A 19722-nucleotide genomic window follows, 5' to 3' on the forward strand; every position below is an offset into this window, starting at 1 on the left:
CGGAGGCCAGGATGACCACGACCACCACCAGCGGATCGAGGACGCGAGCCGGGCTCCGCTCGCCGCGTCGCCGTCGGGCCCTGTCCGCGGCATCGCTGGCCGCGGCGGCCGCCCTGGCTCTGTCCGGCTGTGGTCTGTCCCCGTCGGCCTCCTACGTCCCGCAGTTCGAGGAGGGCTCCATCACCCCGGTCGAGGGCGCCGAGGACGTCCCGGTCACGGTGGTCTCCAAGAATTTCACCGAGCAGCTCATTCTGGGCAAGATCATGGTCCTGGCCGCGGAGGCCGCCGGGTACCAGGTCACCGACCAGACCAATGTGCCGGGCTCGCAGCCGGTGCGCCGCATGATGGTGGAGGGCGAGGGCGATCTCACCGTCGAGTACACCGGCACCGCCTGGATCACCTACATGGGCCATGAGGAGGGGATCCCCGATCCCCAGGAGCAGTGGCAGGCCGTGGCCGACGAGGACCGGAGCAACGAACTGATCTGGGGCCCGCCGGCCGAGTTCAACAACACGTACGCCCTGGCGGTGCGCTCGGAGTTCGCGCAGGAGCACGGGCTCACGACGATCTCCGACCTGCGCAGCCTGCCCGTCGAGGACCGGACGCTGTGCGTGGAGGCCGAGTTCAACTCCCGTCCGGACGGGCTGAATCCCCTGCTCGAGCACTATGACCTGGCACGGGACAGCGACCAGATGCCCGAGGGCAACATCGGCCTCTACGACACCGGGGCGATCTACACGGCCACGGACCACGGCGACTGCAACGTGGGCGAGGTGTTCGCCACCGACGGTCGAATCCTCTCGCTGGATCTCACCGTTCTCGAGGACGACCGGAAGTACTTCCCGGCCTACAACGGCTCGGCGGTCTACAACGAGCAGACGCTCGCGGAGTCCCCGGAGCTGGCAGAGGTCATGGACAGCATCATGGCCGAGCTCGACAACGAGACGCTGCAGGAGCTCAACGCCCAGGTGGACGTGGAGGGCCGCGAGCCGGTCGACGTGGCCTTCGACTGGATGGTCTCCGAGGGCTTCATCTCCGAGCCGGCCGGCTGAGCCGGTGGCGCGGTCGGGTCTACCGGCTCAATCGTCGCCGGGGGGCCAGAACCGCGGCTCGATGTCGATCGAGCGGGCGATCAGCTCGTCCTCCAGCACCTCCCGGCAGATTAGGGGCAGGCACAGGGAGCCGATGCGGTCGGTCTCGTCGAAGCACACGCGCATCTGCGGGAAGCCGCGCCGGTAGCGCTGCAGGTCCCTGGCCAGCTCCACGATCTCGATCAGGGCGTCCTGTCCGGCGAGCACCCAGAAGCTCTCCCGGTCCATGAGCTGGAACAGCCCCACCGCACCGCCGTGGCGGGCGGAGTCCAGCCCCCCGAACGAGGGTCGAGCCACCCACCCGCCGGAGTGCGGCATCTGGGGGTCCTGCGCCGAGCCGCCCATGAGCGGGGCGATGGGGTCGTACTCCCAGCACCGGGCCTCTCGCAGCCACTGCGGGGGCTCGGGCACCAGGACGTCCGCGTCCTGGTCGCGCCAGTCGACGGAGTCGTCGTCGAACGCGGCGAGGTGCAGGGTCTCCCAGAAGCGGTGCAGGGGCAGGTCCGCCCTCACGCTGTTGAGCAGGACGCCCTCCAGGTTCATGCCGCCGGTGGCCGAGACGGTCGTGGCGGTCTGGACGTGCATCCGCTGGAGCATGCGATCGATCTCCGCCAGGTGCAGCGGCTCGCCGAGCACGACCGTGGTGCCCTGGTGCTCGAGCACGTAGGGCACCCGCTGGGGGACCTCATCCGATCGGCTCATCACGGGTTCATGCAACCACAGCGCACCGACAGCACTAGGGGCGACGACGGCCGATGTCGGGCTCCCTCAGCAAGAGGACAGGCCCCGCCTCCCGTCGCGACGGGAGGCGGGGCCTGTGCGCTGGGCGCGAATGGGCTCAGTTCTGCTCGGCCTCGGCGGCGGAGTCGTAGTGCGAGGCCTCGAAGCGCTCCTGCGCCTCGCGGACCAGGCGCTCGGCCTCGTCCTTGCCGGACCAGCCCTCGCCCTTGACCCACTTGTTGGGCTCGAGATCCTTGTAGCGCTCGAAGAAGTGCTGGATCTCCTTCTGCTTGAAATCCATGATGTCGTCCAGGCCCTGGATGTGGTCGTAGCGCTTGTCCGTGGACACGCACAGGATCTTGGCGTCGCCGCCGGCCTCGTCGTTCATGTTGAACACAGCGACCGGGCGGGCCTCCACGATCACGCCGGGCATGATGTCGACGTCGAGCAGGACCATGGCGTCCAGCGGATCGCCGTCCTCGCCCAGGGTGTCCTCGAAGTAGCCGTAGTGCTCCGGGTATCCCATCGACGTGAACAGCACGCGGTCCAGGCGGATGCGCCCCGTCTCGTGGTCGATCTCGTACTTGACGCGCGATCCCTTGGGGATCTCGATGGTGACGTCCAGCTCCATGGCTGCTCCTCGTGCTCCGTCGGGTTCTCTGACTCGTTCGCCTCTCAGGGTAGCGGCCCGTGCGCCCGCCGCGCAGGTCGCGCCTCGGCGGCGCGCGGGCGGGATCGGCACAATAGGGGGCGTGAGCACCCCACAGGATCCCCGCCGCGACCGCCCTGTGCCCGGCGACGAGCCCCAGGACGGCCCCTCCCGACGCCGCAGCCCCGTCGCCGCGGTGATCGCCGCCCTCGTGGTGCTGGCGATCGCGGCCTCGCTGATCGTCTCCGTCCCCGGGGCCTTCGGCGGCCAGGACGACGCCGGCGCAGATGTGACCGTGCCGGACCCGGCCGCGCCGCGGCAGGACCAGCCGGGAGGCTATCTGTCGCAGCATACCGAGGACGGGATCCGGGCGGCGATCGAGGACTCCACCGCGGGGTCTGCAGGAGTCATGGTCATCGATCCCGGCTCGCACGACGTCCTGTTCTCGGACGGGGAGGCCGAGGCACTGGTGCCGGCATCCAACCAGAAGATCCTGACCCACTTCTCGCTGCTGGCCCACACCGGTCCGGACCAGCGCCTGGCCACGACCGCAGTAGCCGGCCAGAGCCCCAACGAAGTGGTCCTCGTGGCCGGCGGGGACACCCTGCTGGCGCCCGGGGACGGCGATCCGGAGGCCGTCACGGGTCGGGCGGGGATCGCCGATCTCGCCGAGTCCACCGCGCAGGCCATGGCAGGGGAGGTGGATCCCGAGAAGCCCGTGCGGGTGGCGGTGGACACGAGCATCTTCTCGGGCCCGTCCCTGAACCCCGCCTGGGAGGACGGGGACATCGAGTCCCAGGAGATCGGGCCGATCAGCCCCATGGCCTTCGGCTCCCACCAGGTGACCGGGAAGGAAGGGGTCTACGACGAGGACCCGGTCGCCTCGGTGGCCGAGGCCTTCGAGCGCGAGCTCGGCTCGCAGCTCGAGGAGCAGGTCGGCCAGGAGGTCCGCGTCGAGTCGGCCGGGGAGCAGGACACATCCGCGGACCCGCTGCTGCCGTCCGAAAAGCAGGAGGGCGTCACGGAGCTGGGCCGCGTGGAGTCGGCCACCGTGCAGGAGCAGGCCGGGCGCATGATGGGCGAGTCCGACAACCGCCTGGCGGAGGTGCTGGGCCGGGTGGCGGCCCGCTCGGCCGGTCACGACGGCAGCATCGAGGGGGCCCAGCAGGCCGCTCGGGAGGCCGTGCTCGAGACGCTGCCGGAGGAGGAGGCCTCCAAAGCGGACGGTCTGCGCATCGTCGACGCCTCCGGGATGACCATGGACGACCGCGTGAGCGCCGACGTCCTGGGCCGCCTGCTGCTGACGGCCGCCGCCGATGATTCGGGGCGGTTCGCTCCCATGATCGAGGCCTTCCCCGTGGGCGGGGCCACCGGCACGCTCGCCGAGCGCTTCGACGACCCCGACGAGTCCGAGGCCCGCGGTGTGACCCGCGCCAAGACCGGGACCCTCAACGTGGTCACGGCGCTGTCCGGGCAGACGATCCGGGCGGACGGCAGCCCGGCCGTGGTGGTCGTCCTCTTCGACGACGTCGAGGACACAGACGCCGCCCGCGACGCCGCCGACCGGATCCACGCGATCGTCGCCGCCGACGGCTCCTGAGCCGCGCCGCCCCCGCGCCCTGCGCTGTCGGGCGCCTGTGATCCCATAGCGCTATGAGCACCTCCGAGTCGTCGTCGAGCACGCAGCGCTCCGGGCTGATCGATTGGCCGAGCGCGGCCCGGATCGCGGCGCGCACCGCCCCGCCGGGGCCCACCCCGGGGCCCGAGCAGCTGCGGACCGCGGTGGCCTCGATCCGCGGGCACGCCGAGGCCTCGGTCGATCACGTCCACGCGATCTCCGGTCTGGCGGCGGCGCGCGGGCTGGGTGACGCCCCGGTGGTCGTCGTGGACCGCGCCGGCTGGTCCCGGGCGAACACGGCGACCTTCGAGCTGCTGCTCGAGCCGGCGCTGAGCGAGCTGCGGCGGGCGCGGGCCGACCGCCTGGACCGGGGCATGAACGCCGAGCTGATCCAGTCGGTCGCCGCCAGGGCGGCCGCGGCGGAGGCCGGCGGGCTGATGGCCTACCTGTCCACCAAGGTCCTGGGCCAGTACGACCCCTATGCGGGGATGGTCTCGGAGGACGCCGCTCGGCGCTTCCCGGGCGGGCGGCTCATGGTCGTGGCCCCGAACGTGCTGCAGATCGAGCGGGAGCTGAACGTGGATCCCGACGACTTCCGCCTGTGGGTGTGCCTGCACGAGCAGACGCACCGGGTCCAGTTCGCGGCCGCCCCGTGGCTGCGCGAGCAGATGATCCGGGACATGCGGGAGCTGACGGTCTCGCTGTCCGGGGACGCCGACGCCTTCGGGCGCAGGCTGTCCGCCGTGGGCTCCTCGGCCGGGGCCGCCGTGAAGCGCATGCGCCGTGGCCGCGGGCAGGAGGCGCAGGATCCGGACTCGCTGCTCGGTCCCCTCAGCGCGGCGCTGGATGAGCGGGAGCGGGAGATGCTCGAGCGGACCACCGCCGTCATGAGCCTGCTCGAGGGCCACGCCAACTGGGTCATGGACGGGGTGGACTCCTCGATCGTCTCGTCGGTGAAGACCATCCGCCGGCGCTTCGAGCGCCGCGCCGATCTGCGCGGGCCCCTGGACCGGGCCGTGCGCCGGCTGCTGGGCCTGGAAGCCAAGGCCGCGCAGTACGTGCAGGGCCAGCGCTTCGTGACGGAGGTCGTGGAGGCCGTGGGCCGCGACGGCTTCAACCGGGTCTGGCTCGGCTCGCAGAACCTGCCCTCGGCTCGGGAGATCCGCCACCCGCAGGAGTGGGTCGATCGGGTCGCCTTCTGAGGTCTCAGAAGGCCGATCGAGTCCCGTTCGTGACCTGACTGTGACATAATTGCAAAAGTGAGCACCGAGAACATCGACCAGCAGATCAAGCTGTACGGCCAGCCGCTCTCCGAGCGATTCGGGGCGGTCGTGGGCGCGTACGGCATCACCCAGCGCCGCCTCGCGGAGGTCCTGGGGCTGTCCGCTCCCATGCTCTCGCAGCTGAACTCCGGACGCCGCATCAAGATCGGCAACCCGGCGGTCTACGAGCGCCTGGTGATGCTCGAGCAGCGCGCCGGCACCTCGGACATCGAAGAGGTGCTCAGCACGGTCGAGAAGTCCCAGCCGGTGCTGACCACCACCCAGATCCAGACCGGGATCCACGGCGAGTCCAACGCCGTGTCCGCCCTGGCCTCGGTGGTTCCGGTCGCCGAGCTCGAATCCGCGCTGAGCGCCCTCGGCGAGACCACGCCCACGCTGTCCAAGGTGCTCGAGCTCGCCCTGCGGGAGGCCCGCCACCACGAGTCGGCGGCGGGGCTGAACTGACCCAGAGGGGACGGCGGGGCCGACTGTCGCAGGACGTCGCCCTCGCCCGCCGAGCCGTGCTCAGCACGGTCGAGACCGCCTTCCCGCCCGCGCCGGCCCCAGTCGCAGCGCAGAGCCCGGATCGCGCGGAGGCCCCGGGCCTGCTGCTCGTGGGCCTGTCCGGCGGACCCGACTCGCTGGCCCTGTCCGCCGCCGCCGCCCACTGGGCGCGCAGGGGCCGACTGCGCGTGGGGGCCGCGGTGATCGATCACGGCATGCAGGAGGGCTCCGCCCTGGTCGCCGAGCGCGCCGCTGAGCAGGCCCGCGAGCTCGGGCTGGATCCCGTGGAGATCCGAGCGGTCGAGGTCCGCGAACGCGGCGAGGGGCCCGAGGCCGCCGCGCGCGCGGCCCGCTACACGGCCCTGCACGAGATCGCCGCCGCCCACGGCGCCCGAGCGATCCTGCTGGGGCACACCCTCGACGACCAGGCCGAGTCGGTGCTGCTCGGGCTGGCCCGCGGCTCCGGGACGCGCTCGCTGTCCGGCATGCCTCGCGTGCGCGACGACGGCCCCGTCCCCGTGCTGCGCCCGCTGCTCGAGCTGCGCCGCCGCCAGACCGAGGCGATCTGCGCGGCCGAGCAGCTCGAGCCCTGGCACGATCCCGCGAACGCCGACGAGACGATGCTGCGCGCCCGCGTCCGGGCCGCGGTGCTTCCCGAGCTCGAGCGCCAGCTGGGTCCCGGGGTGGCCGAGGCCCTGGCCCGCACCGCCGCCATCCTCGGCCCGGATGCCGAGCTGCTCGAGAGGCTCTCGGCGCAGCTGCTCGAGCGCGCGATCGTCGTCCCGGACAGTGATGCGGAAGGCGTGCCGCAGGCCGGGCAGGCGGAGCAAGCGCCCAGCGGCGCGGGGGGCGGGGCCGTCGTCGTGCTGTCCCTGGACGTCCTGCGCTGCGAGCCGCAGCCGCTGGTGCGCCGCGTCCTGGCGCAGGCCTGCATGCGCGCCGGAGGGGAGCGGCCCACGCACGAGCGGCTCACCGCCCTGCACGAGCTCGCCTCGGGGCACGGGGAGGCCGGGCCCGTGCAGATGGCGGGTAGGGTGGCCGCGTACAGGCGCCGACCCAGCTGCGGCGGCGGCCGAGCAGGGACGCTCGAGCTGGTCCTCCAGCCGCGCTGAGCGGCATGCAGCCGCAGGCTTCCGCGTCTCCCGCACCGGCCCCGACCGCACGACGGCCCGGCCACAGGCCTGCCGCTGCGTTCCTCGACGACAGCGGCACGGAGGCGGACAAGGAGAGCCGTGAAGCCCGAGCATGCGCAGGGGGACCTCACCGAGGTCCTGCACACCAAGGAGGAGATCGATCAGCGGGTGGCCGAGCTGGCCGCGCAGATCGATGCCGACTACGGAGATAGCGACGTCCTGCTCGTGGGCGTCCTCAAGGGCGCCGTGATGATCATGGCCGATCTGTCCCGCGCCCTGGCCGGGCAGTACCCCATGGACTGGATGGCCGTGTCGTCCTACGGCTCCGGCACCAAGTCCTCGGGAGTGGTGCGGATCCTCAAGGACCTCGACACCGACCTCACCGACCGCCACGTCCTGATCGTCGAGGACGTCATCGACTCCGGGCTGACCCTGTCCTGGCTGCTTGCCAACCTCAAGTCCCGGGGCGCCGCCTCGGTCGAGATCTGCACCCTCCTGCGCAAGCCGGAGGCCGCCAAGGTCGAGATCGACGTCCGCTACGTCGGGTGGGACATCCCGAACGAGTTCGTGGTCGGCTACGGCCTGGACTGGAACGAGAAGTACCGCAACCTGGAATGCATCGCGGTGCTCTCCCCGGACGTCTACTCCTGAGGGTGTCCGCCGAGGGGTGAACGCCCGGTCAGCCGCACGATGCCGAGCGGACCGGGCGATACCCTTGCACATCAGGCTCCGGCACGTCCGGCGGCCTCGCGACGCATCGCGGACGGGAAATGCGAAGAGAGGACCCACGGCCTTGGCCACTGAGAAGAAGAAGAAGAGCTTCCTGAGGGGACCCTTCATCTGGGTCCTGCTGGCTCTGCTCGTCCTGATCCCCGTCTTGTCCACACTGACCTCCGGCGGAGGCAATCGGGTGGACACCAACGTGGGCCTGGAGCTGCTGCAGGACGACAAGGCCACCGAGGCCAAGATCTACGACGGCGATCAGAAGGTCGAGCTGACGCTGGCGGAGGACTACTCCGCGGACGGACGCGACTACGGGCGCAACGTCGAGTTCTTCTACGTCGAGCCGCGCGGCGAGCAGGTCGTGCAGGCCATCGACGACGCCGGGCTCGAGGGTTACACCGATCAGCCGGTGCAGACCAACTGGTTCCTGTCCCTGCTGCAGTTCCTGCTGCCGTTCCTGATCATCCTGGCGATCTTCTGGTTCGTGTTCGCCCGCATGCAGGGCGGCGGCTCCCAGGTCATGAAGTTCGGCCGCTCCAAGGCCAAGAAGTTCGATATGGACAACCCGCAGGTCACGTTCAAGGACGTGGCCGGCGCGGACGAGGCCGTGCAGGAGCTCGACGAGATCAAGCAGTTCCTGGTCGACCGCGATCGCTACACCGCCCTGGGCGCCAAGGTCCCCAAGGGCGTGCTGCTCTACGGCCCTCCCGGAACAGGCAAGACCCTGCTGGCCAAGGCCGTGGCGGGGGAGGCCAGCGTCCCGTTCTTCTCGATCTCCGGCTCGGACTTCGTGGAGATGTTCGTGGGCGTGGGCGCCTCGCGAGTCCGCGACCTGTTCCAGACCGCCAAGGAGTCGGCGCCGGCGATCATCTTCGTGGACGAGATCGACGCCGTCGGCCGCCAGCGCGGGGCCGGCATGGGCGGCGGCAACGACGAGCGCGAGCAGACCCTGAACCAGCTGCTCGTGGAGATGGACGGCTTCGAGGCCGGGACCAACGTCATCCTGATCGCCGCGACCAACCGCCCGGACGTACTGGACCCCGCCCTGCTGCGCCCGGGCCGCTTCGACCGCCAGATCGGCGTGGACGCCCCGGACATGAAGGGCCGCGAGCAGATCCTGCGTGTGCACGCGCAGGACAAGCCGCTGCACGAGTCGGTCGACCTGCGCTCGGTGGCCAAGCGGACGCCGGGCTTCACCGGCGCCGAGCTCGCCAACGTCATGAACGAGGCCGCGCTTCTCACCGCGCGCTCGCACGCCCAGCTGATCGACGACCGCGCCGTGGACGAGGCGATCGACCGCGTGATCGCCGGACCGCAGAAGCACTCGCGGCTCATGAAGGAGCACGAGCGCAAGGTCACCGCCTACCACGAGGGCGGCCACGCCCTGGTGGCGGCGGCGCTTCGCAACACCGATCCGGTCACCAAGATCACGATCCTGCCGCGCGGCCGGGCCCTGGGCTACACCATGGTCATGCCGGCGGACGACAAGTACTCGACCACCCGCCACGAGCTGCTCGATCAGATGGCCTATGCCATGGGCGGGCGCGCCGCGGAGGAGGTCGTGTTCAAGGACCCGTCCTCGGGCGCGGCCAACGACATCCAGAAGGCCACCGACACGGCCCGCAAGATGGTCACGCAGTACGGCATGAGCTCGCGCGTGGGCTCCATGAAGCTCGGCGGCGACGACAGCCAGCCGTTCATGGGCCGCGGCGGCTCGGAGGTGCGCGGCTACTCGGAGGCCACGGCGGCGATCGTCGACGCCGAGGTCCGCGCGCTGCTGGAGAACGCGCAGAACGAGGCCCATCAGATCCTGGTGGCCAACCGCGAGATCCTGGACCGCCTGGCCCTGGAGCTGCTCGAGCGCGAGACCCTCCTCGAGGCGGACATCGCCGAGATCTTCGCCGATCTGGTCCGCCAGCCCGAGCGGCAGCAGTGGATCTCCGCCGAGGGCCGCCCGCAGTCGGACCTGCCCCCGGTGACCACCTCCCGCGAGAAGGAGGAGCTGGCCGAGGCATCCCCCGAGGAGCGCGAGCGCTTCGAGGCCATGCCCGGCGAGGGCGAGGACCCCGAGCAGCGTCAGGCCAGGCGCCGCCACGACGACGAGCCGGACGCCGAGCACCCCGATCGCGACGGGCGCGACGACCGCTCCGAGTCCGGCGACGGGCAGGCGCCCTCCGGGCGCTCCGGCTCCACCGCGGCGGGCTCGGACGACGCCCCCTGGGACCAGGACGCCCCCGATGACAGGGAGCGTGGCTGAGCGATGCAGCAGCAGGACCACCACGAGGTCGGCGGCGGCCCCGGCGATCTAGCCCCGGTCGATCAGCCGCGCATCCGGGACGCGGTCCGGGAGATCCTGTCCGCGATCGGGGAGGACCCCGATCGCGAGGGCCTGAGAGAGACCCCGGACCGGGTGGCCCGCGCCTATGCCGAGATGTTCTCCGGGCTCGCCCAGGATCCGTCGGAGGTGCTCAGCGCCTCCTTCGACATCGGGCACTCCGAGCTGGTGCTGGTCAAGGACATCTCGTTCTACTCGACCTGCGAGCACCACCTCGTGCCCTTCCACGGCAGCGCGCACGTGGGCTACATCCCAGGGCCCTCGGGCCGGGTCACGGGCCTGTCCAAGATCGCCCGGCTCGTGGAGGTCTACGCCCGCCGCCCGCAGGTCCAGGAACGGCTGACCACCCAGATCGCCGACGCCCTCATGGACGAGCTCAGCGCCGCCGGGGCGATCGTGGTGGTGCAGTGCGAGCACCTGTGCATGTCCATGCGCGGCGTGCGCAAGCCCGGCGCGTCCACCGTGACCTCCGCGGTGCGCGGCCAGCTGCGCGAGCCCGCCACCCGCTCCGAGGCCATGAGCCTGATCCTGGGAGGCTGAGACGACCATGCAGCCCACCCCTCCGGAGGCCGTCGCCCCGCAGCCCGCTGCCGTCCGCCGCGAGCTGGGCTGGGGGGACTGGGCGGGGCTGCCCTCCGGTCGCACGCTCGTCATGGGCATCCTCAACGTCACGCCGGACTCCTTCTCCGACGGCGGCCGGCACGACTCCCACCAGGCCGCGATCGCCCACGGGCACGAGCTCGCCTCCCAGGGCGCGGATCTGATCGACGTCGGCGGCGAGTCCACCCGCCCCGGTTCGCAGCGCGTGGATCCGGAGGAGGAGCGCCGGCGCATCCTGCCGGTGATCCGCGAGCTGTCGGATGCCGGAATCGTGCTGTCCGTGGACACCTTCAACCCGTCGACCGCAGAGGCCGCCCTGGACGCCGGGGCGCACTGCGTCAACGACGTCTCCGGCGTGGCTGTGCGCGACGGGATGGTCCCGCTGGTCGCCGAGCGGCAGGCACCGTACATCTGCATGCACTCCCGCGGCACCCCCGGGACCATGGACTCGCTGGCGGTCTACGACGACCTCGTGGGCGATGTGCTGCGCGAGATCCATGAGGTCGCCCAGCGCTTCCTCGATGCCGGGTTGGATCCCTCCAAGCTCGTGCTGGATCCGGGGCTCGGCTTCGCCAAGGGAGGGCGGCAGGACTGGCAGCTGCTGGAGGCCCTGCCGCGGTTCGTGGCCACCGGCTATCCGATCCTGGTGGCGGCCTCGCGCAAGCGCTTCATCGGCCATCTGCTCGGCAACGGCACCGAGCCGCGTCCAGCGGATCAGCGAGATATCGCCACGGCGGCCATCTCGGCGCTGTCGGCCGATCGCGGGGCGTGGGCGGTGCGCGTGCACGACGTTGCCTCGAGCGTCGACGCCATCGCCGTGGCCGGGGCCTGGAACCGCCCCGTCGGCAAGGAGGGGATCGCATGAGCGCAGATCGGATCGCGCTGAGCGGACTCACCGCGGTGGGCCATCACGGGGTGTTCGACCACGAGCGCCGCGACGGCCAGGAGTTCTCGGTCGACCTGGTGCTGCACCTGGACCTGCGTCCTGCGGGCAGCTCGGACGAGCTGACCCGCACCGTGCACTACGGAGAGGTCGCCGAGGCCGTCCACGAGGAGATCGTCGGCCCGCCGGTGGATCTCATCGAGGCTCTGGCCGAGCGGATCGCGGCCCGGCTGCTGCGGGAGCAGGCCCTTCTGGAGGCTGTCGAGGTCACCGTGCACAAGCCGCACGCCCCGATCGAGGTGGCCTTCCGGGACGTGGCCGTGACGGTGCTGAGGGGGCGGTCCTGATGCCGCGGGCGCTGATCGGCATGGGCTCCAACCTCGGGGACCGCGGGCAGCTGCTGCGCTCGGCGGCCGAGCAGCTGCGCGCCGCCCCCGGGGTGAGCGTGGAGGCGGTCTCCCCGATCGCGATCACCGATCCGGTGGGCGGGCCGCCCGGCCAGCCGCAGTTCCTCAACGGCGTGGTGCGGCTGAGCACCGAGCTCTCGCCCAGGGAACTGCTCGCACTGTGCCAGCGCATCGAGGCGGATCACGACCGCGTGCGCCTGGAGCGGTGGGGTCCGCGCACCCTGGATCTGGACATCATCGACTTCGACGGCGCGGTGATGGATGATCCCGAGCTGACCATCCCGCACCCGCGGGCCCACGAGAGGGCCTTCGTGCTCTTCCCCTGGGCGCTGCTCGAGCCCCAGGCCGAGCTCGCCGGGAGCAGGATCGCCGAGCTGGCGGCGCAGGCCTCGGATGCCCGGGGCGTACGGGCGCAGACCTTCCGCCTGGAGGACGCCCCCGGCGAGGACGAGACCGCGGACGACTGAGCCGGCGGCGGACAGGATCGAGGACGGAGGCAGGAACATGGTGAAGGGGCTGACGGTGCGGCTGCTCGCGGTGCTCGCGGCGGTCGCCTTCATGGGCGGCTGGATCGCCCAGCTGGTCTCCGAGAGCCTGCACGGGCCCCTGCTGGCCCTGCCGGTGGCCTCCGGGATCGCGCTGCTGGTCTTCGCCGCGATCCTGCTGGTCGCCGGACTGCGCGTGCGCAGGCTGCGCGACGGCGACCGCGAGATCCGCATGGACCGCACCTGGGGCACCGTGATCGCCGCCCTGGCGCAGGCCGTGGCCGTGCTGGGCGCCCTGTGCCTGGGCTGGCACGCCATGCTCGCTGTGGACCAGGCCGCGCTGATCTCCCTGCGCACGGATCAGGGGCCGCTGTGGCGCTGCCTGTTCCAGGTGGGCGTGGGGGTCGCGTTGGCCGTCGTCGGGTGGATCGTCGAGCGCTTCTGCCGCATCCCGCCGGAGGACCCGGACGCGGAGGCCGACGGCGCCGCCGAGCGCGGTCGGGGCCGCACGGCCGAGGAGGGCGGGCTCGCCCGCTGGCGCGACTGAGCCTCGTGCCTCCGGAGGGCAGGGATCCCTCGCACGGAGGATGTGCGTGCGCTGGCAGGCCCCTTACTGTGGGGTGCTGATCCGTCATCTTCTCGATCAGGAGCATCTCGATCATGACCCATGAGCCCGACGGCGCTCCGAGGCTGCGCGCTGATGATCCTGCCACCCTGCCGGCCCCCGGCCCCCAGGACGGACAGTGGAATGGGCTGGACCCCAGGTACATCCGAGTGCGCGTGATCTCGGAGGTGATCGGCTATCTGATCTTCGCGGCGGCGGTGGGCTGGCCGCTCGTGCTCAAACTCGTGGGCGTGTGGGGCGAGGCCTCGTGGTGGGCCGTGCTGCCGTGGCCCCTCGGGGTCGCGGTGCTGTGCCTCGTGCAGGTCCTGCTGACCCCGCGGCGCGTACGCTCCTACGGCTACCGCGAGGACGCGGATGACTTCATGGTCCGCAAGGGCCTTCTGGTCCGCACGCTGGTCGTGGTGCCCTACGGCCGCATGCAGTACGTGGACGTCAGCAGCGGACCGATCCTGCGGATGTTCGGGCTGTCGTCGATCACCCTGCACACAGCCTCGGCGGAGACCGACGCCGAGCTGCCGGGGATCACCGCCGAAGAGGCCAGGCGGCTGCGCGAGAGGCTCACCGAGCGCGGGGAAGCCCGCCTGATCGAGCTGTGAGGGGCGAGCAGATGTCCGATCGCAGCCCTGCGCAGCATTCGGAGGCCCAGCCGACGGGCGCCTCCCCGGCGGCGGAGGCGCATCAGCCGGACTCGGCCGAGGACTGGCACCGCCTCCACCCGCTCTCGCCGCTGATACGCGGCTGGATCGTGGTGCTCGCGGTCCTGGGAGTGCTGCTGTCCAACGTCATGGACGGCTTCTTCCGCGGCGACGGCCCCGGTCTCAACGACTCCGCGGAGGGCCTGCCGGGCTGGGCCTCGATGCTCGAGGGCACCGTCCTGTGGCTCGTGCTGCTGCTGGTGGGTGCGCTCGTCGTCGTGGGCCTGCTGGTGGTCGTGGCACTGTTCTCGCTGGTCGCCTGGTGGTTCACCACGTATCAGATCACCGACACCCACGTGCGCCTGCGCCAGGGCGCCCTGGCCCGCCAGGAGCGCCAGACCCGCCTGGATCGCGTCCAGGCCCTCGACATCCGGCGGCCCCTGGGCGCGCGGATCTTCGGCCTGGCCGAGCTGAGCTTCGAGGTCGCCGATGCCGGCGAGTCGGCCGTCGTGCTGCGCTACCTGACCCATGCCCACGCACGACGGCTGCGCTCCCAGCTGCTCTCGCGCAGCCGTCCGCAGCCGGAGGCCCCTGCGGAGGCCGGCGATGCCGAGGCGGCGCTGCCCTGGGCGCGAGCCGCTGTCCCGGCCGCGGCTCAGGACCACGGCGCAGAGCAGCTGCTGCTGCGCGTTCCCGTGAGCCGCGTCCTGCTGTCCTGGGCCCTGAGCCCGTCCATGGTGATGCTCCTGGTCGTCGGGGCGGCGGCGCTCGCGGCGCTGATCTTCTTCCCCGAGTTCATGGGCGCGGCCTTCGCGGGCTGGATCCCGGTCGTCGTGGGACTGGTGGTCTCGCTTTTCCAGCGCCTCGAGAAGACCTGGGGCTTCAGCGCCTACCGCACCGACAGCGGTCTGCGGCTGCGCTACGGGCTGCTCAGCACGGTCTCCCAGACCGTGCCCACGGGCCGGATCCAGGCGCTGAAGGTGAACCGCCCCATGCTGTGGCGGCGCCCGGGCTGGAGCCGCGTGGCGATCAACGTGGCCGGTTACGGCGATCCCGCCGAGGAGATGAACGGCTCGGGGCGCACCACGCTGATCCCGGTGGCGACCGACGAGCACCTGGCGATCATGCTCGCCGAGGCGCTGGGCGCCGACGAGTCGCGCGAGGCCTTCGAGACGGCGCGCTACGGCCTCACGGCCGATCTCGTGGAGGATCCCGAGTCCCGGTTCACGATCTCGCCGCGCCGAGCGGCGCGCATCTCCTGGGTCGTGCGCCGTCGTCGGGGCTTCGCGGTGACGCGGCGTGAGGTCGTCACGATCGACGGCAGGCTCTCCCGCACCGCCTGCCTGGTCCCGCACGGGAAGATCCAGTCGATGGAGATCTCGCGAGGGCCGCTGGCGCGCTGGCTGGATCTCTCGGACGTCAGCCTGCATTCGATCCAGGGACCGGTCAGCCCCATGATCATGGCCATGGACCGGGAGGTCGCCGAGCGCTTCGTGTCCGAGCAGTCGCTGCGGGCGCATGAGAGGCACACCCTCGTGGGCGCCAGGGGCTGAGCGTGCGCGCGAGCGCCACCGCCCGTCATTAGGGTGGTGGCGCTGCGCCGGAGCGTCGCAGCAGCACCGTCGCAGGAGCCGTCGGGACCGCCGCAGCGGGCGTCGGCCCAGAGACCCGCAGACCCGAGAGCACACAGGAGAAGACCGTGAGCGAAGCCGCCAACCGCCCCGGGCGCCTGGGAGTCGGCGTGATCGGCGCCGGGCGAGTGGGGGCGGTGCTGGGAGCCGCGCTGCGTGCCGCCGGGCACGGGGTGGTGGGGGTCGCCGCCGTCTCGGAGGCCTCCCGGGAGCGTGCCGAGCTGCTGCTGCCCGAGGTCCCGATCCTCACCCCGCAGCAGATCGTGGAGCGCGCGGAGCTCGTGCTGCTGGCCGTTCCCGACGATGAGCTGGCCGACCTGGTGAGCGGACTGGCCGCCACCGGGCACTGGCAGGCCGGGCAGCTCGTGGCCCACACCGCCGGCCGCTGGGGCGTGGAGGTCCTGGAGCCGGCGCGGCAGGCCGGAGCCATCGGGCTGGCGATCCACCCGTCCATGACGTTCACCGGGCTGAGTCTGGACCTGCCGCGGCTCAGCGGCTGCGCGTTCGGCGTCACCGCCCCGGCGGCGGTGCTGCCCATCGCGCAGGCGCTGGTCATGGAGATGGGCGGCGAGCCCGTGGTCATCGCCGAGGCCGACCGCCCGATCTACCACGCGGCCCTCGCCCACGGCGCCAACCACCTCACCACGATCACCGGCCAGGCCCTGCAGCTGCTGGGCGAGCTGGGACTCGAGCAGCCGGAGCGCGTGCTCGGACCCCTGGCGCGGGCCACCCTGGACAATGCGCTGTCGGCAGGGGAGTCGGCGCTGACCGGCCCGGTGGCCCGCGGCGACGCCGGCACATTGGCCGAGCACCGCCAGACCCTTGCCGAGCACGCCCTGGGCACCGGTCAGCAGGACATCGACCGGGCCTACCGGGCGCTTGCGGCCCTGACGGCTGACCGAGCCCGGGACCGCGGCATGCTCACCGAGGCCCAGCACGCGCAGGTCCTCGAGGCGCTGGACCTGAGCCGGAGCGAGGGATCCGGCAGCGCCCACGCGGCCGTCGGGCAGGGCGCCGCCGCTCTCGGCGGCTTCCCCGCGGCCGATGCCTCGGCGCCGCGCGGTTCCGCGGAATCGTCGGACCCCGTCGTGGTGCGCGAGCCGGAGAAGCTGCGCGCCGCCGTGCGGCGGGAGGTCGCCCGGCGGGGAGCGCAGCTGTCCATCGGCTTCGTGCCGACCATGGGCGCGCTGCACGAGGGGCACGCGCACCTGGTGCGCCGGGCCCGCGAGGAGAACGACCTGGTGATCGTCTCCATCTTCGTGAACCCGCTGCAGTTCGGACCGAACGAGGACTTCGAGCGCTACCCGTCGGACCTGGAGGCAGACCTGGAGCTGCTCGGGGGGCTGGGCGTCGATCTGGTCTTCGCTCCCGGCCTCCAGGACATGTACCCGGGCGGGGACCCGCTGGTGACCGTGAGCTCGGGGCGGCTCGGGACGGTGCTGGACGGAGCCTCGCGCCCCGGCCACTTCGACGGCGTGGTCACCGTCGTCAACAAGCTGCTGAGCCTGGTCTCAGGACGCACGGAGCAGCCGCTGCGGGCTTACTTCGGGCAGAAGGACGCCCAGCAGCTGCTGATCGTGCAGCGCATGGTCCGCGACACGAACCTGGACGTCGAGATCCGGCCGGTCCCGATCGTGCGGGCCCCGGACGGGCTCGCGCTGTCGTCGCGCAACGCGTACCTGGACGACGACGAGCGTCGGGCCGGGCTCGTGCTCTCCCGCACGCTGGGGGAGCTCGCCCTCGGGGAGATCGACCTGCCGGAGGCCCGCCGTCGGATCGACGAGGAGCCGATCGGCACCGGGCGCACGGTGGAGCTCGACTACCTCGTGGTCGTGGAGCCTGAGACCCTGAGCGAGATCCCGCCGCGCCCCGGAGCCCTGGCCCTGGTGGCGGCGCGGGTGGGGACCACGCGGCTGATCGACAACCGGGAGATCGAGGCGGCGCCGCGTCCGTGAGACGGCTCTCACCGCTGTGCGGAGCCCGGTGCCGATGCGACGGCGCCCGGGCCGATGGCTATCCTGGGGGACTGTGACCACTGATCAGACGCGCGAGAACGCAGCCAGCCCCGCATCCGAGTCCTCGTCCGCCGCGGTCGAGGCCGCCCGCAGCGACGAGCAGCGGCAGTTCCGCATGGACAAGCGCGCCGCGCTGCTCGAGACGGGTCGCCAGGCCTACCCGGTCGAGGTCCCCCGGACCCACACGCTGCCCCAGGTCCGCGACGGCTGGGAGCATCTGGAGACCGGCGAGGAGACCGAGGACGTCGTCTCCGTGACCGGGCGCGTTGTGTTCGTGCGCAACACCGGCAAGCTGTGCTTCGCGGCCCTGCAGGACGGCGACGGCGTCCAGCTGCAGCTCATGCTCTCCAAGGCGGTCGTGGGCGAGGAGTCGCTGGCCGAGTGGAAGTCCCTGGTGGACCTGGGCGACTTCGTGGCCGCCACCGGCACCGTGATCCGCTCCCGCCGCGGCGAGCTCTCCGTCATGGTGACCTCCTGGCAGATGGCCTCCAAGGCCCTGCGGCCGTTGCCCAATCTCTACGAGGGGTCCGAGCTCAGCGAGGAGACCCGCGTCCGGCAGCGCTACCTGGACCTGCTCGTGCGCCAGGAGGCGCGCGACGTGGTCCACAAGCGGGCCGCGATCATCTCCGCGGTGCGCCGCACGCTCGAGGACGAGGGGTACATCGAGATCGAGACCCCCGTGCTGCAGCTCGTGCACGGCGGCGCCACGGCCCGTCCGTTCGCCACGCACCTCAACGCGTTCGATCAGGACATGACCCTGCGCATCGCCACGGAGCTCTACCTCAAGCGCGCCGTCGTGGGCGGGGTGGAGCGGGTCTTCGAGATCGGGCGGGTGTTCCGCAACGAGGGCGTGGACTCCACGCACTCCCCGGAGTTCACCACCCTGGAGGTCTACGAGGCCTGGGGCGATCAGTTCTCGCAGGCCGAGCTCATGCAGCGCATGATCGTGGCCGCCGCCGACGCCCTGGGGGTCGACGGTCCGCTGCGCACCGCCAAGGGCGAGATCGACCTGCGCGGCGAGTGGCCGTGGCTGAGCGTCTACCCGGGGCTCTCGGAGGCCGTGGGACAGGAGATCACGCCCGAGACCCCCGCCGAGGGGCTGCGGGCGATCGCCGCCGAGCACGACGTCTCGGTGGATCCCGCCTGGGGTGCCGAGAAGCTCGTGATCGAGCTCTTCGGAGAGATCGTGGAGCCCACGCTGATCCAGCCCACGTTCGTGTGCGACTACCCGCCGGCGGCCCAGCCGCTGGCCCGGCCGCACCGCGACAAGCCGGACGTCATCGAGGCCTGGGACCTGATCATCGGCGGCATGGAGCGCGGCACCGCGTTCTCCGAGCTGATCGACCCGGTGGTGCAGCGTGAGCGGCTCACCGAGCAGTCCCGCCTGGCCGCGGCCGGCGACGACGAGGCCATGCAGCTCGATGAGGACTTCCTGCGCGCCCTCGAGCACGGCGCCCCGCCCATGGGCGGACTGGGGCTGGGCCTGGACCGTCTGATCATGCTCTTCACGGATCTGGGCATCCGCGACACGATCCTGTTCCCCTTGATGAAGCCCGAGAAGGACTGATCCGCCATGGGCGAATACATCGCTGTGCTCCTGCCCTCGATCGGGGTGGGGCTGATCTTCTGGTTCACCATGCGGGCCCTGTTCCGGGCCGATCGCGGTGAGCGCCGTGCGCAGGAGGCCGTGAATCGCGATCAGGCCGATGCCGAGAAGTGGTATCAGGATCTGAAGGCACGGCAATCCGGCGGACGCGGTTCCGCTCGGAGCGGATCCGATGAACATCAGGATGCGCCGCGCAGTTGATTCTTCTCCGATTCCCCGGCTTCTCCGAGCCGGGGAATTGCTTTCAGCGGCATCCGATATCTATAGTTGCGGGCAATAGGGGATCCTGAGTGCGCAATTCGTTGTGATCGGGCCCGGAATCGGCTCCGCGGATCTCCTGACCGCACGAGCACATCGAATCGATGCTGAAGGAGCTCCACACATGGCGCAGACCGTGAAGATCATTCTCGAGGACGACCTGGACGGCGGCCCCGCGGACGAGACCGTCCGCTTCGGCCTGGACGGCGCGCAGTACGAGATCGACCTCTCCTCCGCCAACGCGGACAAGCTGCGCGCGGCCATCCGCCCGTACGTGGGCAAGGCCCGCCGGGCTCAGGCCAAGCAGGCCGGCCGCCCCGCTGCGAAGTCCTCGGGCACCCGCGCCAATCCGGACACCCCCAAGATCCGTGCCTGGGCGAAGGAGAACAACTACAACGTCTCCGATCGCGGCCGCATCCACCAGGAGGTCCAGGACGCGTACTACGCCGCTCACAAGTGAGCGCGCGCGGCCTGAGGGATTCATCACCGAATCGAGAATCTCAGGTCGCTTCGGAAACGAACTCGTGGTGGATGCCCGCAGG

Annotated in this window: 20 protein-coding genes; 18 read left to right on the forward strand and 2 right to left on the reverse strand. The window is 71.6% G+C overall.

Annotated features, from left to right (window positions below; translation table 11 throughout):
* The first annotated feature begins 11 nt into the window (after window positions 1-11).
* Window positions 12-1052, forward strand: a complete 1041-nt coding sequence (locus tag JOE55_RS08915) for a glycine betaine ABC transporter substrate-binding protein (RefSeq protein WP_239546568.1) — start codon at window positions 12-14, stop codon at window positions 1050-1052.
* A gap of 27 nt (window positions 1053-1079) precedes the next feature.
* Here the strand turns inward: JOE55_RS08915 and JOE55_RS08920 are convergent, their stop codons facing one another.
* Window positions 1080-1793 carry a hypothetical protein gene (locus JOE55_RS08920; RefSeq protein ID WP_024289217.1) on the reverse strand — a complete coding sequence of 238 codons (714 nt, stop codon included), beginning with the start codon at window positions 1791-1793 and terminating at the stop codon, window positions 1080-1082.
* Between the two features lie 136 nt (window positions 1794-1929).
* Window positions 1930-2442 (reverse strand): inorganic diphosphatase, encoded by a 513-nt coding sequence (locus JOE55_RS08925; RefSeq protein WP_006213610.1) that lies wholly within the window; start codon window positions 2440-2442, stop codon window positions 1930-1932.
* 121 nt (window positions 2443-2563) lie between these two features.
* Here JOE55_RS08925 and JOE55_RS08930 point away from each other — a divergent pair, with 121 nt between their 5' ends.
* The 17 genes from JOE55_RS08930 (at window position 2564) to JOE55_RS09010 (ending at window position 19640) form a co-directional block, all read left to right on the forward strand.
* Window positions 2564-4060, forward strand: coding sequence for a D-alanyl-D-alanine carboxypeptidase (locus JOE55_RS08930; protein ID WP_204782681.1), 1497 nt, complete (start codon window positions 2564-2566; stop codon window positions 4058-4060).
* A 53-nt stretch (window positions 4061-4113) separates the two neighbouring features.
* Complete coding sequence (locus tag JOE55_RS08935) at window positions 4114-5280, forward strand: zinc-dependent metalloprotease (RefSeq protein WP_204782682.1); 1167 nt, start codon at window positions 4114-4116, stop codon at window positions 5278-5280.
* A gap of 57 nt (window positions 5281-5337) precedes the next feature.
* Window positions 5338-5805, forward strand: coding sequence for a hypothetical protein (locus JOE55_RS08940; RefSeq protein WP_006213606.1), 468 nt, complete (start codon window positions 5338-5340; stop codon window positions 5803-5805).
* A gap of 56 nt (window positions 5806-5861) precedes the next feature.
* Window positions 5862-6956: a tRNA lysidine(34) synthetase TilS gene (tilS, locus tag JOE55_RS08945; protein WP_204782683.1), complete on the forward strand. Its 1095-nt coding sequence runs from the start codon at window positions 5862-5864 to the stop codon at window positions 6954-6956.
* Between the two features lie 120 nt (window positions 6957-7076).
* Window positions 7077-7628 carry a hypoxanthine phosphoribosyltransferase gene (gene hpt / locus JOE55_RS08950; RefSeq protein WP_006213604.1) on the forward strand — a complete coding sequence of 184 codons (552 nt, stop codon included), beginning with the start codon at window positions 7077-7079 and terminating at the stop codon, window positions 7626-7628.
* A gap of 142 nt (window positions 7629-7770) precedes the next feature.
* Complete coding sequence (gene ftsH, locus JOE55_RS08955) at window positions 7771-9957, forward strand: ATP-dependent zinc metalloprotease FtsH (RefSeq protein ID WP_204782684.1); 2187 nt, start codon at window positions 7771-7773, stop codon at window positions 9955-9957.
* Between the two features lie 3 nt (window positions 9958-9960).
* Window positions 9961-10575, forward strand: coding sequence for a GTP cyclohydrolase I FolE (folE, locus tag JOE55_RS08960; protein ID WP_061710971.1), 615 nt, complete (start codon window positions 9961-9963; stop codon window positions 10573-10575).
* A gap of 7 nt (window positions 10576-10582) precedes the next feature.
* Window positions 10583-11500 carry a dihydropteroate synthase gene (gene folP, locus JOE55_RS08965; RefSeq protein ID WP_204782685.1) on the forward strand — a complete coding sequence of 306 codons (918 nt, stop codon included), beginning with the start codon at window positions 10583-10585 and terminating at the stop codon, window positions 11498-11500.
* Window positions 11497-11865: a dihydroneopterin aldolase gene (folB, locus tag JOE55_RS08970; protein WP_006213600.1), complete on the forward strand. Its 369-nt coding sequence runs from the start codon at window positions 11497-11499 to the stop codon at window positions 11863-11865. The genes folP and folB overlap by 4 nt, the downstream gene beginning before the upstream one ends.
* Entirely contained in the window at window positions 11865-12392 is a 528-nt protein-coding gene (gene folK / locus JOE55_RS08975) for a 2-amino-4-hydroxy-6-hydroxymethyldihydropteridine diphosphokinase (RefSeq protein ID WP_204782686.1), read from the forward strand. Before folB ends, folK begins: the two co-directional genes overlap by 1 nt.
* Window positions 12393-12429: 37 nt before the next feature.
* Window positions 12430-12957: a DUF3180 domain-containing protein gene (locus JOE55_RS08980; protein WP_051990391.1), complete on the forward strand. Its 528-nt coding sequence runs from the start codon at window positions 12430-12432 to the stop codon at window positions 12955-12957.
* A gap of 113 nt (window positions 12958-13070) precedes the next feature.
* Window positions 13071-13631, forward strand: a complete 561-nt coding sequence (locus JOE55_RS08985) for a PH domain-containing protein (RefSeq protein WP_204782687.1) — start codon at window positions 13071-13073, stop codon at window positions 13629-13631.
* An 11-nt stretch (window positions 13632-13642) separates the two neighbouring features.
* Complete coding sequence (locus JOE55_RS08990) at window positions 13643-15223, forward strand: PH domain-containing protein (RefSeq protein WP_204782688.1); 1581 nt, start codon at window positions 13643-13645, stop codon at window positions 15221-15223.
* Between the two features lie 146 nt (window positions 15224-15369).
* The gene (gene panC / locus JOE55_RS13595) at window positions 15370-17256 is read left to right on the forward strand and encodes a pantoate--beta-alanine ligase (protein ID WP_420870991.1); all 1887 of its coding nucleotides are present in this window, start codon (window positions 15370-15372) and stop codon (window positions 17254-17256) included.
* 34 nt (window positions 17257-17290) lie between these two features.
* The gene (gene lysS / locus JOE55_RS09000; RefSeq protein WP_239546570.1) at window positions 17291-18883 is read left to right on the forward strand and encodes a lysine--tRNA ligase; all 1593 of its coding nucleotides are present in this window, start codon (window positions 17291-17293) and stop codon (window positions 18881-18883) included.
* A 6-nt stretch (window positions 18884-18889) separates the two neighbouring features.
* The gene (locus JOE55_RS09005; RefSeq protein WP_006213593.1) at window positions 18890-19123 is read left to right on the forward strand and encodes a hypothetical protein; all 234 of its coding nucleotides are present in this window, start codon (window positions 18890-18892) and stop codon (window positions 19121-19123) included.
* Between the two features lie 181 nt (window positions 19124-19304).
* Complete coding sequence (locus tag JOE55_RS09010; protein ID WP_006213592.1) at window positions 19305-19640, forward strand: histone-like nucleoid-structuring protein Lsr2; 336 nt, start codon at window positions 19305-19307, stop codon at window positions 19638-19640.
* Window positions 19641-19722 lie beyond the last annotated feature (82 nt).

The sequence above is a fragment of the Kocuria palustris genome, from assembly GCF_016907795.1.
GTDB classification, from domain to species: domain Bacteria; phylum Actinomycetota; class Actinomycetes; order Actinomycetales; family Micrococcaceae; genus Kocuria; species Kocuria palustris.

Excerpts from the sequence above, each read along its gene's own strand:
- JOE55_RS08985 (WP_204782687.1), top strand. The coding sequence starts at position 13,071 with ATGACCCATGAGCCCGACGGCGCTCCGAGGCTGCGCGCTGATGATCCT.
- JOE55_RS08925 (WP_006213610.1), bottom strand. The coding sequence starts at position 2,442 with ATGGAGCTGGACGTCACCATCGAGATCCCCAAGGGATCGCGCGTCAAG.
- JOE55_RS09005 (WP_006213593.1), top strand. The coding sequence starts at position 18,890 with ATGGGCGAATACATCGCTGTGCTCCTGCCCTCGATCGGGGTGGGGCTG.
- JOE55_RS08915 (WP_239546568.1), top strand. The coding sequence starts at position 12 with ATGACCACGACCACCACCAGCGGATCGAGGACGCGAGCCGGGCTCCGC.
- JOE55_RS08935 (WP_204782682.1), top strand. The coding sequence starts at position 4,114 with ATGAGCACCTCCGAGTCGTCGTCGAGCACGCAGCGCTCCGGGCTGATC.
- lysS (WP_239546570.1), top strand. The coding sequence starts at position 17,291 with ATGCGACGGCGCCCGGGCCGATGGCTATCCTGGGGGACTGTGACCACT.
- folB (WP_006213600.1), top strand. The coding sequence starts at position 11,497 with ATGAGCGCAGATCGGATCGCGCTGAGCGGACTCACCGCGGTGGGCCAT.
- folE (WP_061710971.1), top strand. The coding sequence starts at position 9,961 with ATGCAGCAGCAGGACCACCACGAGGTCGGCGGCGGCCCCGGCGATCTA.
- JOE55_RS09010 (WP_006213592.1), top strand. The coding sequence starts at position 19,305 with ATGGCGCAGACCGTGAAGATCATTCTCGAGGACGACCTGGACGGCGGC.
- JOE55_RS08990 (WP_204782688.1), top strand. The coding sequence starts at position 13,643 with ATGTCCGATCGCAGCCCTGCGCAGCATTCGGAGGCCCAGCCGACGGGC.
- folP (WP_204782685.1), top strand. The coding sequence starts at position 10,583 with ATGCAGCCCACCCCTCCGGAGGCCGTCGCCCCGCAGCCCGCTGCCGTC.
- folK (WP_204782686.1), top strand. The coding sequence starts at position 11,865 with ATGCCGCGGGCGCTGATCGGCATGGGCTCCAACCTCGGGGACCGCGGG.
- JOE55_RS08920 (WP_024289217.1), bottom strand. The coding sequence starts at position 1,793 with ATGAGCCGATCGGATGAGGTCCCCCAGCGGGTGCCCTACGTGCTCGAG.
- JOE55_RS08980 (WP_051990391.1), top strand. The coding sequence starts at position 12,430 with ATGGTGAAGGGGCTGACGGTGCGGCTGCTCGCGGTGCTCGCGGCGGTC.